We start from the raw sequence: 16,555 nt of genomic DNA, 5'->3' as shown, positions 1-16,555 counted from the left end.
TCAAGGCTCCGGTTTTATTGTTGTTACAGTGCCAGCCACAGCACCGCGATGTGTACGATCAGCAGAAAGTATACGATGAGGAATAACTGGACGATTCGTTTTCTGAATAACATACAGACAACCATAAGCACGGGAAAAATCAGAACGCCGGCCGTTTTATTGATAGCTGTATTCGGACGGTTCGACACGTCATAGTGAATGGCCATATCAGCAGGAAGCAACGGATAAAACACAATCGACAGAATAAAGGCGAGAGCCACCGCTCCCCACAGCACCTTATCATTCATCAAAAACATATGAACACTCCTTTTTTACATATAATAGTATTTTAGTGTAAAAAAGTTTATTTTTCAGTGTTTTTCTAATGCTGTCGCTTATGAGTATGTGTAAACGCGGCAGCCGCCGACGAAGATTCCGACTTAGGCAAAGAGCAGCTCATCGCTAATGTCGTGGACCGCATTAATGCGCAGCACTGAAGCTGAAGGAAGAAACGCTAATGAAATCGGCCTTAGCGTTTTTTTATTTGCAGCATCTCTTTTAAATATGCCTCTGAATCAAAGCCGAGCTCCTTGTCGGCTTCTTTTTTCAGTTCAAGCTGAAGTCGCACGTATTTGTCATATGTCGGACTGAGCTTTTGAAGGAGATTGCTGAAAGGCGAACCCGCCTTAAGCGCCGGCAGATCAGAAGCGGATTCCCCGACCTTGATCAGGTTTTCTCTGTATTCTTCATCTGTCTGCACTCTTTTTACGAGCTGAATGATTGTGTTTTTATGAGTGTCCCAAGTAGCGGGGTCTCTCTCCAAAATCCGCTCGATGAATTGGTCATGCTGGGCTTTGTGCTGCTGGAGCTGAGCAGGATCCTCCCTGCCGACCAGCTGCATAATCGGGTGTGCGGCCGGCACTTCTTCCATATCATCCAATACTTTAATAAGCTCCGCCCATGTCGTTTTTTTCTCATCTGTATCAATAGAAAAGTCGAGGAACGGTTCAAACAGCGCGGCGATAAATTTTCCGAAATCTCCCGGGAACAGTTTTTTCAGCTGAAGCCCCATATACTTTGGTTCGTCTATTTGGACTTCGCCGATGTCATGTAAAATGGAATCGACATTTTCTGCACCCTCCACGCGTTTGAGCAGCAGTTCGGTGAGTTTCCGTTCCTGCTCAAGCCCTTCAATCTGCCGGCTGAGCTTTTGATGCTGCTGCTGCAGGATCTCATGCAGGCTGCTGCCCTCTAAGAGGAACGCTTTAATATCGCTTACGGATAGTGCCAGCATTCGGAGGGCGGCAATCATTTTCAGTGTATTTACGTCCTTTGCGGAATACTCACGGTATCCGTTATCAGGGTTTTTGCTGACGGTAATTAAACCTTCCTGCTCATAATATTTGATGGCTTTTTTCGTGAGACCCGTCTGCCGGGCGGCTTCTTTTATATTCATACTGCATCACTCCCTGCTTTTATTCTAAACGTGTCTCTAAGGGTCAGGTCAAGAGAGTGTGGGAATTAAGACGATCTTGTTTTACATTTTAGAAATTTCTGAAAATAATATTGACAATCATCGCTGCGGACCTTAATATAACAATATATAATGTTATATAACGTTATATAATAAAAATAAGGAGTGAAGGATTTGAGTCAGGCCACAGCAAAAGTAAATCGTAAGGTTCAAGCTTTCTTGCAGGATTTGAAAGGGAAAACCATTGACCATGTATTCTTTGTCGCATGCGGAGGGTCTTCGGCCATTATGTATCCGAGTAAATATGTGTTTGACAGGGAGTCAAAATCAATCAGCTCAGACCTTTACAGCGCCAACGAATTTATCCAGCGCAACCCTGTTCAGCTTGGTGAAAAGTCGCTTGTTATTTTGTGCTCGCATTCGGGAAATACCCCGGAAACAGTTAAAGCTGCTTCGTTTGCGAGGGGCAAAGGCGCACTTACGATTGCGATGACGTATAAACCGGAGTCTCCTTTAGCACAGGAAGGGCAATATGTTGCCCAGTATGATTGGGGTGATGAGGCGCTTGCGATCAATACGAACTATGGCGTACTGTATCAAATCGTTTTCGGCATCCTGCAAGTTTTAGAAAACAACACGAAATTTGAGCAGGCCATTGAAGGCTTAGACCAGCTACAGGCTGTGTATGAAGAAGCCCTTAAGCAGGAAGCTGACAACGCAAAGCAATTCGCAAAAGCTCATGAAAAAGAAAGCATCATTTACACAATGGCAAGCGGTGCAAACTACGGTGTCGCTTACTCCTACAGCATCTGCATTCTCATGGAAATGCAATGGATTCATTCCCACGCCATTCATGCCGGAGAATATTTTCACGGACCATTTGAAATTATTGATGAATCCGTGCCGTTTATCATCCTGCTCGGTTTAGATGAAACAAGGCCTCTTGAAGAGCGGGCGCTTACCTTCTCGAAAAAGTATGGCAAAAAACTCACTGTGCTTGATGCCGCATCTTACGATTTCACTGCAATTGACGATTCAGTTAAAGGCTATCTTGCTCCGCTCGTTCTCAACCGTGTGCTGAGACGCTATGCGGATGAGCTGGCAGAGGCGAGAAATCATCCTTTATCTCATAGAAGATATATGTGGAAAGTTGAATATTGATCTGAAAACGAGGAACCATTATGCATTAGACTATAATGTTATATAACATTATAGTCTAATGTCCAGAGGAGGCCAACCCTTTGAAGAAAATGTTGTTGTTCTTGATCATTGCAGCCGTCAGTATGCTCACCATTGCGGGCTGTTCGAGCCAGAGCAGTTCAGCGGATGGAAAGGTGACATTGAAATTTTTCCACAGATGGCCGAAGGAGCCGGAAAAAAGTTATTTTGAAGAGGTTGTGAAGGAATTTGAAAAAGAGCATCCGGATATCGACATTCAAATTGAAGCCGTTTTGAATGATTCCTATAAAGACAAAATTAAGGTTATGCTGGGAACCACCAGCCCTCCAGACATTTACTTCTCTTGGAGCGACGAGTTTGCTTTTAAATTCATCAGAGGCAATAAAGCACTTGATCTCTCGTCCTACTACAAAGATGATACAGATTGGTCATCACAGCTCGTTCAATCGCAAATTACACCATTTACTTATGAAAACAAGCAATATGGCGTGCCGTGGCAAATGGACGCTAAATCATTCTTCTATAATAAAGACATTTTTCAAAAGCTGAACCTTGATCCGCCGAAGACATGGGATGAATTAATCGATGTGTCAAAGAAGCTGAAAGAAAATGGCTACACACCGATCAGCTTCGGCACAAAGGCGACTTGGACAATCTCACACTATATTGGCACGCTCAATCAGCGGATGGTCGATGAAAAAACCCGGGAAAAGGACTATAACGCCAAAACGGGTGAATTTACCGATGAAGGCTATGTAAAAGCACTTGAAAAGCTTCAGGAGCTCATGCCTTACTTCAATAAACATGTAAACTCCGTCGACCACGAATATGTAAGACAGCAATTTAAGAGCGGAAAGTCGGCGATGATCTATGCGGAAACAGCGGAAATCAAGCTCGTTGAACCGGTGAATCTGGGGATGTTCCCATTCCCTGAAATCAGCGGGCAAAAAGGATCTTCAGAAGCATTAACGGGAGCGCCGGAAGGGTTCATGATCTCCTCAAAAACAAAACATCCAAAGGAAGCGATGGAATTTTTGCAGTTTCTGACGTCGAAAAAAATGGGTGAAAAGCTCGTCAAAGATGTCGGAAAATACAGTGCGGTGCAAGGAACGGCAACTGAAGAAAACTCTACAGCCGTCCAGCGTGAAGCCGTTCAGCATATTGTTGATGCCAAATCAATGGTTCCGTGGTTTGATATGGATGTCGATGTTGAAGTCGCAGATGCGTACTTGACGAGCGTCCAGCAAATGCTTGGCGGCGACATGACACCGGAGCAGGTGATGAAGGCCGTTCAAAAAGCAGCGAAGCAAGTGAGGGCGCAAGCTGAATAAATCAAAGAAAAGGTGAAGCTTGCACCTTTTCTTTTGAAAAAGGAGATGAGATATCCTTGGTCAATCAGAATAAAATAACCCCCTATTTGTTTTTGGTGCCCGCTCTCGTTTTTTTACTTTTCGTTTATATCCCGATTTTTGAGAATGTCTTCCTCAGCTTGTTTCAGTGGAGCTCTTTTTCTCCGGAAAAAACGTTTATCGGCTTGAAAAACTATGTGGAACTGTTTCACGATCCTGTCTTCTACCAGGCGCTTTCCAATAATGTGCTTTACGCCGTGATCTCCATTGTATGCCAGGTATTTGGCGGTTTGATTTTGGCGGCGGTGCTTGAGGATAAGCTGGTCAGAAAATGGTCGCCGTTTTTTCGCACCGTTTTCTTTTTGCCGGTCGTCATCTCTATGACGGTGATCGCGCTTTTGTTTGATTTTATTTACAACCCTGAGACGGGGCTTTTGAATCAGCTGCTTCAGGCGGTAGGTCTTGATCAGCTGACGAGGGCTTGGCTTGGGGAGGACAGCACGGCTATGCTTTCTGTTATTTTTGTGTCCCAATGGCAATCTGTCGGTTATATTGCGATGCTGTACATTGTGTCAATTCAAAAAATACCGGATGAACTGTATGAAGCGGCCCGGCTTGACGGCGCGGGGAAAATTCAGCAGTTTTTTCACATTACCGTTCCCCAGACGAAAGAGATGTCATTTGTTGCGGTCGTCATGACGCTGACCGGCGCATTTACGGTATTTAATGAGCCGTACATCTTGACAGGCGGCGGGCCGGGCAACGCTTCAGAAGTTTTAAGCACGTTTTTATATAAAAGCGCCTTTACAAAGGATATGATGGGCTATGCCTCAGCGATTGCCACCGTTGTGTTAATCATTACGCTCGCATTGTCGCTCATGCAAATGAAGTTTTTCAAAACCGGAAAGGAGGAGTAACAGATGCTGCCTCAGAAGAAGACAGATTCGTTCAGACTGGAGCCTGTGCCTGACCGGCACATTGAGGAGAAAAGAAAGCCTAGCCGAAAATGGTACATTGGAGAAACGTCTGTGTGGCTGTTTCTGTTTCTTTATCTGATTGCGATCGCCTATCCGCTTCTATGGATGGTGATGAGCGCTTTTAAAAACTCAGATGATATTTTTGAGCACAGCTGGTCGCTGCCGTCTTCGTGGCATCCGGAGAACTTTGTGTCCGCCTGGAACCAGGGGATTTCTTCTTATTTTATGAACAGTGTCATTGTCACGGCGCTGACGTGTGTGATCACTGTCTTTATCAGTGCATGGGCGGCGTATGGACTTTCCCGGTTTGAGTTTAAAGGAAAAGGATTCTTTTTGGTGCTTTGTCTTGGCGGATTGATGCTGACGCCGCAGGTCAGTCTTGTGCCGCTTTATTCTATTATTCAGTCGCTTGGCCTGTACAATACGTATTGGGCGTTGATATTGCCGTATGCGGCTTACCGGATTCCATTCACCATCATTTTGATCCGCTCTTATTTTCTTTCTATTTCCAAAGAATTGGAGGAGGCGGCTTATTTAGATGGGTGTACGAGTTTCGGAGTATTTTTCAGAATTTTCTTACCAATGAGTGTACCGATTCTGGTCACCTCCGGCATTTTGACGGCTTACCATACGTGGAATGAGTTTATGTTTGCGATTATTTTCATAGATGATGAGAATTTGCGAACCATTCCAGCCGGACTGATGCAGTTCAGAGACGCGCTGCAGACAGATTGGGGCGTCCTGCTGGCGGGATTAACGATTTCAGCCGCGCCGATTATTATTCTATTTTTATTGATGCAGAAATACTTTGTCCGCGGGATTGCAAGCGGAAGTGTAAAAGGATAAAGGAGGAAGCGAAATGAAATTGATAGCGGTTGGAGATAACGTTGTCGATTACTATCAGGACCAAGAAACGTTCTATCCGGGAGGAAATGCCTTGAATGTCGCTGTGCTCGCCAAGCGGCTCGGGCATGAGGCTTCATATATCGGAATCGTCGGCAATGATGAAGCAGCGGCACATCTTTTGAACGTACTGAAATTGGAGCGGGTCAATGCGGAATATATCCGCCAGGCGCACGGAGAAAACGGGATGGCGATTGTCACCCTTGATGAACAGGGGGACCGTATTTTTGTCAGATCAAATAAAGGCGGCATTCAGTCCCGGCTCCGCCTCGTGTTTCAGGAGGAAGATCTAGCCTTTATCAGCGGGCATGATCTGCTGCATACGAGTGTGTACAGCCGGCTTGAAAACGATCTTCCGCAGCTGTGCGGGCTGATCCCGGTCTCCTTTGATTTTTCAACCAATCGGGAGGATGATTATTTGAGGAAGGTCTGTCCTTATGTGACGTATGCGTTTTTTTCAGGAAGCGATCTGAACGAGTCGGAGTGCGGCGAGCTTGCTGAAAAAGCTCATGGGTATGGAGCGAAATTCGTTTGTCTGACTCGCGGGGGCGAGGGAGCAATCCTGTCTGCGGGTGACCGAATCTATCATCAGCCGATTGTGGAAACTGATATAATAGACACACTTGGAGCGGGAGATTCTTTTATAGCTGGTTTTCTGACTGCCTTTTGTGGGAAGCAGGACATAATGTCCGCTTTGCGCCAAGCGGCGGAAACGGCTGCGAAAACATGCGGCGTGTACGGGGCTTTCGGCTATGGCCATCCTTTTCGTTTGGAGGACGGGGGAAGCAGTGAAAAAACGAGAATACTATAAGCAGTGTCTCGTTTTTTATACCTGTTTATGTGTAGGGACTGTTGATGGTAAAAGTGACACGGTTTGTGTGCATCAAAAACAGTGAGCAGTAGATTGGCTGGTCATTTGATGTAAAAGCCGTTTTATCAATTTCAAACAGTGCGTCCCCGATATCGCAATCCAGGTATTTGCTTTCCTCCTGCTGGGCATATACGACATTTAATAGCTTCGTATTGTGAGTCGGAACAACTTGGTATTGCTGTCTTAAAATATCATGCATAGACACGCCGTCAGCAATAAAGGTATCAATAGCGGGAAACAAATCCAGCGGATAATGCGTCACTTCAAAGGTGAGCGGCTGATCATCATTATATAAAATCCGTTTTAATTCAACGACAGGGCACTCGGGATTGATTTGCAGTTTTTCGGCAATGGGTTTTGCCGCCGGAATGATCTCATGGGACAGTACCTGGTGCTTCGGTTTTTTGCCGGTTGATTCCATAAACTCCGAGTAGCCGTTTACTGCGATCAGCTCTCGTTTTAATTTGGGGCTTTTAACGAACGTTCCTTTTCCCTGCTGCCTGATCAGATAGCCTTCTTCAACTAAATCGAGAATGGCTTTTCTGACGGTAATGCGGCTGACATTATACTTGCTGCAAAGCTCGTTTTCGGTAGGCAGTTTGGCGGTTGGGGAATACACGCCCTTTTTGATGTCATCAGTGATGATTTGTTTTAGCTGAATGTATAAAGGTGTAGAACTTCCGTTGTTTAACAAAGAGTAGCCTCCTTTTAACCTATTATTCATATTATAATGTATTATGACGTTATAATACAAATTTACATTTTATTTTAGAAATATAGCAAAAATGGGAATCGATTACTCTAAAAATAACAGAAAGACCGAGTTGTTTCCAGTGACGAAATAACAGATCAAAAGATAGGGGGATTCTGATGGCTTCATTAATATTTGAACATGTCAAAAAATCATATCACTCACAATTAACGGTGAAGGACTTTGATTTAGATGTAAAGGATAAGGAGCTTTTGGTGCTGGTGGGGCCGTCAGGATGCGGAAAATCGACCACGCTGCGGATGGTGGCGGGACTGGAAAGCATTTCTGAAGGAACCCTTCTGATTGATGGGGAGCGAGTCAATGATCTCCCCCCGAAAGAACGTGACATCGCGATGGTATTCCAAAACTATGCGCTTTATCCGCATATGACGGTTTTTGATAATATGGCGTTTGGATTAAAGCTCAGAAAGATGTCCAAACAGGAAATTGCCGAGCGGGTTCATGCCGCAGCCGGCATTTTAGAGATTGAGCATTTGCTGAAGAGAAAACCGAAGGCGCTCTCCGGCGGGCAGCGGCAAAGGGTGGCGCTTGGCAGATCGATTGTGAGGGAGCCAAAGGTCTTTTTAATGGACGAGCCGCTTTCCAATCTGGACGCGAAGCTGAGAGTGGCGATGCGGACAGAAATCAGCAAGCTGCACCAGCGTTTAGAGGCCACCATTATTTATGTCACGCATGACCAGACCGAGGCGATGACAATGGGTGATCGGATTGTCGTGATGAATGAAGGGGAAATCCAGCAGGTGGCGAAGCCTCATGACATTTATCATTACCCGGCAAATCTGTTTGTCGCAGGCTTCATCGGCTCACCCGGAATGAACTTTTTGAAAGGCATGATTGAAGAGCAGCATGGCGAGCTGTTTTTCACAACTCCTTCGATCCGGCTTCATATTCCTGAAGGAAAAGCGAAGCGGCTGAAGGAGAAGGGATACGCCGGAGAACAGATGATTGCAGGCGTCCGGCCGGAGCATATCACACAATTAACGGGAAATGATCAGCTGTTTGATTCAGCGTGTAAAGCGAAGGTGGAAGTCAATGAAAATCTGGGATCAGAGCTGATTGTCCATGTCACAAGCGGGGACGAGCGGCTCAAGGTCCGCCTGGACGGAAACACGCGAATCGCCGCAGGCGATTCGGTTCAGCTGGCAGTGAAAATGGATCACGTCGTCTTTTTCGATGCGGAGACGGAAGAGGCTGTGTATTAGGAAAAGTGCTCCTGAAAAGGCATCTTCAGCTTGAGCATCATAAAACAATTTCTAAGTGATCCTACGCTGGCATATCTAGCCCGGTGCTGTCTCTATTCCAAAATCAGCACCGCTAGACAGCCAGCTTGTAAATATCTCTGAAGAAAACGACATGAAGATCATCATTCGCTTACCCGCCCGGACGTACCCATAAACGGTTAAGAGCATGATGAGTTTTAAGAGAAGAAATCCTTAATAAAGGACGTGGTCCAGCGGCCGTCCTTTTCAGCAAATTAATTATCCCGTAATCCCAGCTGCCCTGCTGATTTTAAGTCTTTCACTTGCCGTTACATTAAACGGAGGGACACGGTTTTACCATCCTTATAGAGTCAGACTGTTTTAAAAAAGACCCCATCAGGTCTTTTTTTGTGTTTTTTCCAAATCATTTCCTTTACAGGATTGACGTTCAATCTTTAAATACATATAATCACATAAAAATAGTAGGGTTTAATCTGTGAAGGAAGGTGGCCATTCTGATGAAGCGAAAAAGGGTCTGCACTCTCATCATCATAGCTGCTTTTTTAAGCCTCACTGCATGTACAGCCAATGAAACAAGCAGATGATCCTCTTCGACGAGTTGGTCAAGCAGAACAAATTCGGCTGTGTTTTGAGAAGAGTTTCTTGTGTGGAACATGAGAAAGACACCGTCCTTTTTAGTCTTTCTTTTATTTTATTACAGGAGATGGATATTTTAAGGAAAAATAAAGGCTGTCGAGATTTTCTCGACAGCCTGAGTGAACATTTTTAATATTCACTCTTTTTTTGATAATAGGTTACTAAAATATCTATTTTATAATATTAGTCGACTATTCTCTGGAGGAGTAACTGATAAAAATTCTTTTAAGATTCTACATAATTCTATAATTCCTGTCTCTAAAACATTATCGTTTAGATATGAAAAGCTTAATCTTAAATGATTTGTTTCTGGTTCACCACAAAAACATACAAAACCTGGTAGGAAAGATAGGTTTTTCTTTTGACATTCTAATAATAACTGTTTGGTATCCCACTTTTCAGGAATGGATATCCAAATATTTAATCCTCCTTTTGGTTCTATCCACTCAACACCTTCAGGCATATGTTTCTTTAACAACTTAATTACTAAATCTCTTCTTATTTTTAATGCAGTTCTTAATTTTTTTATATGATCTTCCATTCTTTTAGATTGAAAGAGTGGATATAAAGCTTTTTGTGTTAATAAAGGACTTCCAAGGTCAGCATTCATTTTTGATGATACCAAACGATTAAAAATAGTCCCATCTGCAGTTAGTAATCCTATTCTACAACCAGGAATTAGTGTTTTACTTAATCCTTTTAAATATATAACATTCCCCTTAGTATCCAAACTTTTAATTGGATTTGGTGGTTTTTCATTGTAATAAATTTCACTCCAAGGATCATCTTCAATAATTATTATTTGAAATTCTTGAGCAATTGTTAACAGTTGTTTTCTTCTATCGTTACTAAGAACTATTCCTGTGGGATTGTGGAAATTAGGGATTGTATATATTAATTTAGGATTTTTTGTTTCACATAGTTTAATTAATATGTCTGTTCTTATTCCATTTTTATCTATTGGAACGGGTAAAATTGAGGCTCCTCGCGAACGGAATATGTCTAATGCTGCTGGATAAGTAGGCGCTTCTGCTATAACTACATCTCCTGGACCAATAAATGTCCTTGCTGCTAAGTCTATTCCCTGTTGTGTACCGTTTGTAACTAAAATATCCTTTTGGCTAACATTAATTTTTTGTTTCTTTAAAATTCGTTTCATAGCTATTCTTAAATCTAAGTCTCCCTGAATCGGTCCATATTCTGATAAGATAAGAGGATTTTTTTCTAACATTATATGAATCTCGTTTTCTAGATATCTATTTGGCAAGAGAGAGGGAGCAATAGCTGCTAATGAAAATTGTAAACTATGATCTGACGAATTGTAATGTGTATCAAAATGTGTTCTTGGAAGATAATCTTGTATTGAAAGTTGCCACTTGTATGGACTCCCCGTATTTTTTGATTTTTCACACTTTATGGAATGCGATTTAACAAAAGTTCCTTTTCCTTGTACTCTTTTGACAAGGTTATTTTGTTCAAGTAGATCATAAGCTTTCACAACTGTAAGAAAACTCACCTCTAAATTTTTGGACATTTCCCTAATTGAAGGTAGACACTCCTCCTCATTTAATATCCCTGACCGTATTCTGTCGGATAGATTTTCGTATATTTGTTGGACAAGGGATGTTCTGCTATTTCTGTTCAATTCAATTTTCAAATTTAATTCCTCCGTAAAACCATCAAGGTGTTATAGTGTTATGTTGACTGTTATTCTAATTATTGGTTTATATTAGGGTCATACCATACAATATAACTTATTTTGAAAATTATAAAAAGGAGGAATTCGTATGTCAGACAGTGCTCTTCAACTTAAACGTTCAGCACAAAGCCAAGATACTTTTATGGATGGTGTGAAAGCTTGCTTGCCGACTGTGTTTGGTTATCTCAGTATTGGTTTTGCAGCAGGGGTAGTTGCAAAGACAGCTGGTCTAAGTGTTCTAGAAATTGCATTGTTATCCCTATTCCTTTATGCAGGTTCAGGACAATTTGTAACAGCTGGAATGATTTTGGCTGGAAGTGCAATTACTTCCATTCTCTTTTCGATCTTTTTAGTAAATCTGCGACATTTGCTATTTAGTGCTTCTTTAGCTCCTTATTGTCGTAAATTTTCCGCTTGGAAAAACTTTGTTATTGGTTCGCAAATTACGGACGAAACATTTGGTGTTGCATCCAATCATCTAGAAAATAGGAAGGAAGCGAGTTTTTCTTGGCTACTCGGATTAAATATAACAGCATATATCAATTGGTTACTTGCTAATGTCCTAGGAGGTATTTTTGGAGGTTTAGTAACAGATACAGAGTCTATAGGGATGGACTTTGCTTTACCTGCGATGTTCGCTGGCCTATTGGTTCTACAGATTTTGAGTAAGACCAATAAAGCTCTCGAAATATCAATAGCTATCTTTACAATTTTTTGTTTGATCGCTGTTAATTATTTAATGCCAGGTATGTGGGCCGTCATGGTGACAACTATTATTGCTTCAACAGTCGGGATGGTGATTAAGAAATGGAATTGAGATTAGATATTTTACTCATTGTTTTAGGTACAGGTATTGTTACATTATTACCTAGAGTAATCCCACTCCTTTTTTTAAGTAAAATAGAGTTGCCTAAATGGTTTTTGAGTTGGCTAAGTTTTGTACCGGTTACTGTTATGACTGCTTTGTTGGGTCAAGAACTTCTTTTTGAAGAGAATAATTTTTCACCTCTCTCAAATAGTCATGAGTTATTAGGAATCATACCAACGTTTTTAGTTGTTTTATTAACTAAGAGTTTACTAGGTGCTGTAGTGGCAGGAATGATAATTATTAGTTTACTAAGATATTTTCTATAATTTTAAATATAAAGGAAAGAACAAAAGCGCAAGCGCTTATCCACAGTACAAGAATTTTAAGGTAGTAATAACTCCAATAGTTTCCATGTATCGTACGTATTCTCTACGCAACCCTTGTAGCTTTTCGCTCCCATGTCTAAAACTTGTCAAATGCATCTCATTCGTTCGTTACACCTATCCAAGTGGTAGGGGCCAGTCCTTCTAAAGGAATAGGTAAGAGCTCTTTTGCACAATAAATCCGGTACTTCGTACTTTCTTTGGTATCCTACGAATAAGCTCATATTCGAAAGATATTAATCTTAAAAACTACCGGTTAATTTAATTTCTAATTAGTCTATTTTTTGTTTGTCTTGTATTTTAAAAGCTCCTCCTAAGAATGATGTTGTATTGTGTGTGTATAATTATCTTAAACGAGTATCCCTTTTGCTCAGAATATGTTTACCAAAGTTATCTAAAGGTGCTCCTCACAAGGAGCACCTTTTTCTTACGGCCAAATCTCGTCCGCCCATTCGGGATGGTCGATAAATGGATTGCGGTTGTGCTGATATTTCTCATAAATGATTTCATTTCTTTTTCGCTCACGATCGTCAACCGGGTCCTGTTTATTCCAGTCGAGCAAGACAGATTGTTTGCCAATATAAGGAGCTGAACCGTTGCCGGTCTTATGATTAAGCTCAAGGTCAGGGTAGCCGTCATCACCTTCGTAACGGACAGCCATGTAAAACAGCATGCGGGCGATATCGCCTTTCACATCATCACGGGGCTCCCATGAATCTTCGTCGTAATAATTGCCGGGCGCTTTCGTATATTCTGTGCCGCCATTGTCAAAATCCATATTTCCTCTGGCGCTGTTGACTTGGACATCAGCCGGGCGCAAATGGTGAATGTCTGTGCCGGGCCCTTTGCTCGTACCAAAATCGCCATGAGATTTCGCCCAGACGTGCTCGCGGTTCCAATCGCCGACATTGCCGCCGTTCAGGTTTTTCGACCGCGATTCATTCGTATAGAGCAGGATGACGTTATTTGGGTTTGCCGGATCTTTATCGGTTTCTTTCAGCGCGTTCCATACTTCGCTGTAGGACAGCATCGTGTGTCCGCTGATGATACGGTGCAGGGCGCTTTTTAGAGATTTTCCTGTTTTTCCTTCAGCCCCTTCATAATAGGTATCAGTGTCAGCGTAGGGTGCAGAGGGAGCGGCTAATGTGAGAAGGCCCCCGGTCCCTGAGGTGGAAGACGCCAATCGGTCATTCAAGCTGAATGCGGTTTGCGCGCTTGCTGAAGCTGCGGGCGCAAACCATCCTGAAATCAGTAATACACAGACGAGCGGCAGAAACCTTGCTTTTTTTGTCATCACTTGCCCTCCTTTTATCAGATCATGTCTATTATCTAAAATTGAAATAAAGGATAAAAGTGTCATTTTGTATATTTTTCATTAAATTTGTAAATTGGTTCCTTTGGAGGAGGCGGAAATCCGCTGTTTTAATATCTTTTGGCCCTGTTTTTGCTCCAGCTGGGATGGGGCGTGGCCTGCTCTTTTTTCAATTGAATTGGTATGTCCGAACACATCATTACGCAGTTCCGCATTCATGATGACCTGTTTTCGGCTGCCTCGCTGCCCATTGCTTTTAGTCCATACCCTTCGATTTTCTGATCTTAGGATAGATACTGTGACCAAAAAATAAACGTTTTTTTGGTTAATCTGCCAATGAACTGTCGTGTTCCTCCTTCTATAATGAAGTCACCATAATGGGCATAGGGGGGAGTGCATGGAAAAGCAGAAGCTTTCAGTGAAAAACAGCATCACAGATTATATTGAATGGCTCGCCCAATACGGTGCGTCTGCGGATGGCGGCGTAACGAGGCTCTTGTACACAAAAGAGTGGATGGATGCGCAGCTCGCCGTGAAGACGGAAATGTCTTCATTCGGGCTTGAAACAAGATTCGATGACGTCGGCAATGTTTTTGGAAGGCTCTTGGGCACCGAGTCTCCGGATGAAGTGATTGTAACCGGTTCACATATCGATACGGTCATCAATGGAGGAAAATATGACGGTGCTTATGGCGTTCTGGCGGCAATGCTTGCGTTAAAGCAGCTCAAGGAAACATACGGAGCGCCGAAAAAAACGCTCGAGGCGGTCTCCTTGTGTGAGGAGGAAGGCAGCCGTTTTCCAATGACCTATTGGGGATCAGGGAATATGACGGGTGTATTTTCAGGACAGGATGCAATAGAGCCAAGAGACGAGTCAGGGGTCTCTCTGCAAACAGCGATGTATGAGAACGGTTTTGGCAAAGGGGTGTTTCAGGCAGCATATCGGACAGATATCAGCGCATTTGTTGAGCTTCATATTGAACAGGGGCAGACGTTGGAAATGTCAGGCCGGGATCTCGGCATTGTGACAAGTATTGCGGGGCAGAGACGGTATCTCGTTTCGCTCGAAGGAGAATGCAATCACGCAGGAACCACCTCCATGAAATGGCGCAAGGACCCGCTTGCAGCCGGCAGCCGGATCATTCATGAACTGCTGCTGCGTGCGGAAGAGCAGCCGGATGAGCTCCGTCTGACATGCGGCAAAATAACGGCAGAACCCAATGTAGCCAATGTCATCCCGGGCCGCGTGCAGTTTTCAATCGATATGCGCCATCAGCATCAGCATGTGCTAGAACAGTTCCATGAAGACATGGCTGCTTTGATCAACCGCGTTTGCCATCAAAAAGGGATTCGCGCCGAAATTGATGAATATATGAAAATAGAGCCTGTGCCGATGGATGAAAGGCTGAAGGCTGCTGCTCTTGAAACAGCGGCAGAAAACGGCATCAGCAGTGAAGAAATGGTAAGCGGAGCAGGGCATGACGCGCAAATGATCGGACGGCGCCATCCGGCTTGTATGCTGTTTGTGCCAAGCCGAGGCGGCATCAGCCACTCACCGAAGGAATATACCTCAGCCAGACAGCTTGAGAACGGCGTCCGCGCACTGACTGATTTATTATACAAACTGGCTTACTGATAAAGGAGGAATGGCTGTGTCAGGCAGAAAGGAATTATGCACCCCGTTAAGAACGATTATGACGCCGGGGCCTGTTGAGGTTGATCCGCGTGTATTAAGAGTGATGAGCACCCCTGTTGTCGGACAATTTGATCCGGCGTTTACAGATATCATGAATGAAACGATGGAAATGCTTCGAGAGCTGTTTCAAACAAAAAACCGCTGGGCCTACCCAATTGATGGCACGTCAAGGGCGGGAATCGAAGCGGTGCTGGCAAGTGTGATTGAACCTGAAGATGATGTGCTCATCCCCATTTACGGGCGCTTCGGTTATTTGCTGACTGAAATCGCTGAGCGGTACGGGGCGAATGTCCATACGCTTGAGTGCGAGTGGGGAATGGTTTTTGACCCGGAGGACATCATACGGGAAATGACAAAAGTGAAGCCGAAAATCGTCGCGATGGTGCACGGCGAAACATCGACAGGGCGGATTCACCCGCTGAAAGAAATCGGCGAAGCCTGCCGCGCACAGAATACATTGTTTATCGTCGATGCAGTCGCGACGATCGGAGGCTGCGAGGTCAAAGTCGATGATTGGAAGATTGACGCGGCCATCGGCGGCACGCAAAAATGCTTGTCGGTTCCGTCGGGGATGGCGCCGATTACATATAATGAGCGGGTGGCGGATGTGATTGCGGCTCGTAAAAAGGTGGAGCGCGGGATTGCGACACAAGCGGACAGGGCAGCGCTTTCAGGAAACCGGCCGATCACAAGCAACTATTTTGATTTAAGTCAGCTTGAGGATTATTGGAGTGAAAGACGGCTCAATCATCATACAGAAGCGACGACGATGCTGTATGCCTTGCGTGAAGGTGTCAGGCTGGTGCTTGAAGAAGGCCTTGAAGCCCGCTTTGAACGGCATCGTCACCATGAGACCGCATTAGCGGCAGGGATTAAGGCGATGGGGCTGAAGCTGTTTGGAGATGACAGCTGTAAAATGCCCGTTGTCACATGTGTAGAAATCCCCGGCGGCATTGACGGTGGGTCTGTCCGTCACATGCTGCTGGCGCAATTCGGCATTGAAATTGCCAGCTCATTCGGACCGCTGGCGGGAAAGATCTGGAGAATCGGCACGATGGGCTACAGCTGCAGAAAAGAAAACGTGCTGTTCGTGCTTGCCGGGCTGGAGGCTGTGCTGCTCAGACATGGTGCGGCGATCGAAGCGGGAAAAGCACTCCAAGCGGCGCTTGACGTGTATGAAAACGCCGGCCGTCAGGCGGCGGTATAAAGGAAGCTTGCGGAATCTCCGCAAGCTTTTTTAGTCATATGATGTGCTATTTCTCCAATCCGTTTTTCTCCGTTTGACTCTTTTTACAAA

15 protein-coding genes and 1 pseudogene are annotated in these 16,555 nt (G+C 44.0%); 10 read left to right on the top strand and 6 right to left on the bottom strand.

The genetic code is table 11. The features are described from left to right. Positions 1–23: 23 nt before the first annotated feature. Positions 24–296, bottom strand: coding sequence for a DUF1648 domain-containing protein (locus tag G4P54_RS16730; protein WP_049627320.1), 273 nt, complete (start codon positions 294–296; stop codon positions 24–26). A 212-nt stretch (positions 297–508) separates the two neighbouring features. Beyond that, a complete protein-coding gene (locus G4P54_RS16720) occupies positions 509–1,435 on the bottom strand; it encodes a MerR family transcriptional regulator (protein WP_167873286.1) in 927 nt (308 codons plus the stop codon). Positions 1,436–1,627: 192 nt separating this feature from the next. On the opposite strand from G4P54_RS16720, the gene frlB reads away from it, so the two are divergent. The 5 genes from frlB (at position 1,628) to G4P54_RS16695 (ending at position 6,672) form a co-directional block, all read left to right on the top strand. Next, the gene (gene frlB, locus G4P54_RS16715; RefSeq protein WP_167873285.1) at positions 1,628–2,614 is read left to right on the top strand and encodes a fructosamine deglycase FrlB; all 987 of its coding nucleotides are present in this window, start codon (positions 1,628–1,630) and stop codon (positions 2,612–2,614) included. Between the two features lie 80 nt (positions 2,615–2,694). Further along, complete coding sequence (locus G4P54_RS16710) at positions 2,695–3,963, top strand: ABC transporter substrate-binding protein (protein ID WP_167873284.1); 1,269 nt, start codon at positions 2,695–2,697, stop codon at positions 3,961–3,963. 56 nt (positions 3,964–4,019) lie between these two features. After that, the gene (locus G4P54_RS16705) at positions 4,020–4,898 is read left to right on the top strand and encodes a carbohydrate ABC transporter permease (protein ID WP_167873283.1); all 879 of its coding nucleotides are present in this window, start codon (positions 4,020–4,022) and stop codon (positions 4,896–4,898) included. Between the two features lie 3 nt (positions 4,899–4,901). Then, a complete protein-coding gene (locus G4P54_RS16700) occupies positions 4,902–5,804 on the top strand; it encodes a carbohydrate ABC transporter permease (RefSeq protein ID WP_167873282.1) in 903 nt (300 codons plus the stop codon). A 13-nt stretch (positions 5,805–5,817) separates the two neighbouring features. Beyond that, positions 5,818–6,672, top strand: a complete 855-nt coding sequence (locus G4P54_RS16695; protein WP_167873281.1) for a fructoselysine 6-kinase — start codon at positions 5,818–5,820, stop codon at positions 6,670–6,672. Between the two features lie 25 nt (positions 6,673–6,697). On the opposite strand, the gene frlR is transcribed toward G4P54_RS16695, so the two are convergent. After that, entirely contained in the window at positions 6,698–7,426 is a 729-nt protein-coding gene (gene frlR / locus G4P54_RS16690) for a transcriptional regulator FrlR (RefSeq protein WP_167873280.1), read from the bottom strand. 176 nt (positions 7,427–7,602) lie between these two features. On the opposite strand from frlR, the gene G4P54_RS16685 reads away from it, so the two are divergent. Next, positions 7,603–8,706 (top strand): ABC transporter ATP-binding protein, encoded by a 1,104-nt coding sequence (locus G4P54_RS16685; RefSeq protein WP_167873279.1) that lies wholly within the window; start codon positions 7,603–7,605, stop codon positions 8,704–8,706. A gap of 829 nt (positions 8,707–9,535) precedes the next feature. Here G4P54_RS16685 and pdxR read toward each other — a convergent pair. Beyond that, the gene (pdxR, locus tag G4P54_RS16680) at positions 9,536–11,017 is read right to left on the bottom strand and encodes a MocR-like pyridoxine biosynthesis transcription factor PdxR (protein ID WP_167873278.1); all 1,482 of its coding nucleotides are present in this window, start codon (positions 11,015–11,017) and stop codon (positions 9,536–9,538) included. Positions 11,018–11,147: 130 nt separating this feature from the next. Here pdxR and G4P54_RS16675 point away from each other — a divergent pair, with 130 nt between their 5' ends. Together G4P54_RS16675 and G4P54_RS16670 are read left to right on the top strand one after the other, a co-directional pair. Next, positions 11,148–11,876, top strand: a complete 729-nt coding sequence (locus tag G4P54_RS16675) for an AzlC family ABC transporter permease (protein WP_167873277.1) — start codon at positions 11,148–11,150, stop codon at positions 11,874–11,876. Then, positions 11,867–12,193, top strand: coding sequence for an AzlD domain-containing protein (locus G4P54_RS16670; RefSeq protein ID WP_167873276.1), 327 nt, complete (start codon positions 11,867–11,869; stop codon positions 12,191–12,193). The genes G4P54_RS16675 and G4P54_RS16670 overlap by 10 nt, the downstream gene beginning before the upstream one ends. A gap of 484 nt (positions 12,194–12,677) precedes the next feature. Here G4P54_RS16670 and G4P54_RS16665 read toward each other — a convergent pair whose 3' ends face one another. Beyond that, positions 12,678–13,544, bottom strand: a complete 867-nt coding sequence (locus G4P54_RS16665) for an endonuclease I family protein (RefSeq protein ID WP_167873275.1) — start codon at positions 13,542–13,544, stop codon at positions 12,678–12,680. An 81-nt stretch (positions 13,545–13,625) separates the two neighbouring features. Then, a pseudogene (locus G4P54_RS21695) lies at positions 13,626–13,697 on the bottom strand (hypothetical protein); the annotation flags it as partial. 262 nt (positions 13,698–13,959) lie between these two features. Here G4P54_RS21695 and allC point away from each other — a divergent pair. Both allC and pucG read left to right on the top strand, forming a co-directional pair. Further along, entirely contained in the window at positions 13,960–15,198 is a 1,239-nt protein-coding gene (allC, locus tag G4P54_RS16660) for an allantoate deiminase (protein WP_167873274.1), read from the top strand. Between the two features lie 16 nt (positions 15,199–15,214). Further along, positions 15,215–16,465, top strand: a complete 1,251-nt coding sequence (gene pucG / locus G4P54_RS16655; protein ID WP_167873273.1) for a (S)-ureidoglycine--glyoxylate transaminase — start codon at positions 15,215–15,217, stop codon at positions 16,463–16,465. Positions 16,466–16,555 lie beyond the last annotated feature (90 nt).

The organism is Bacillus tequilensis, assembly GCF_012225885.1.
GTDB lineage: Bacteria > Bacillota > Bacilli > Bacillales > Bacillaceae > Bacillus > Bacillus tequilensis.
This window is presented reverse-complemented; position numbering and strand designations above follow the sequence as displayed.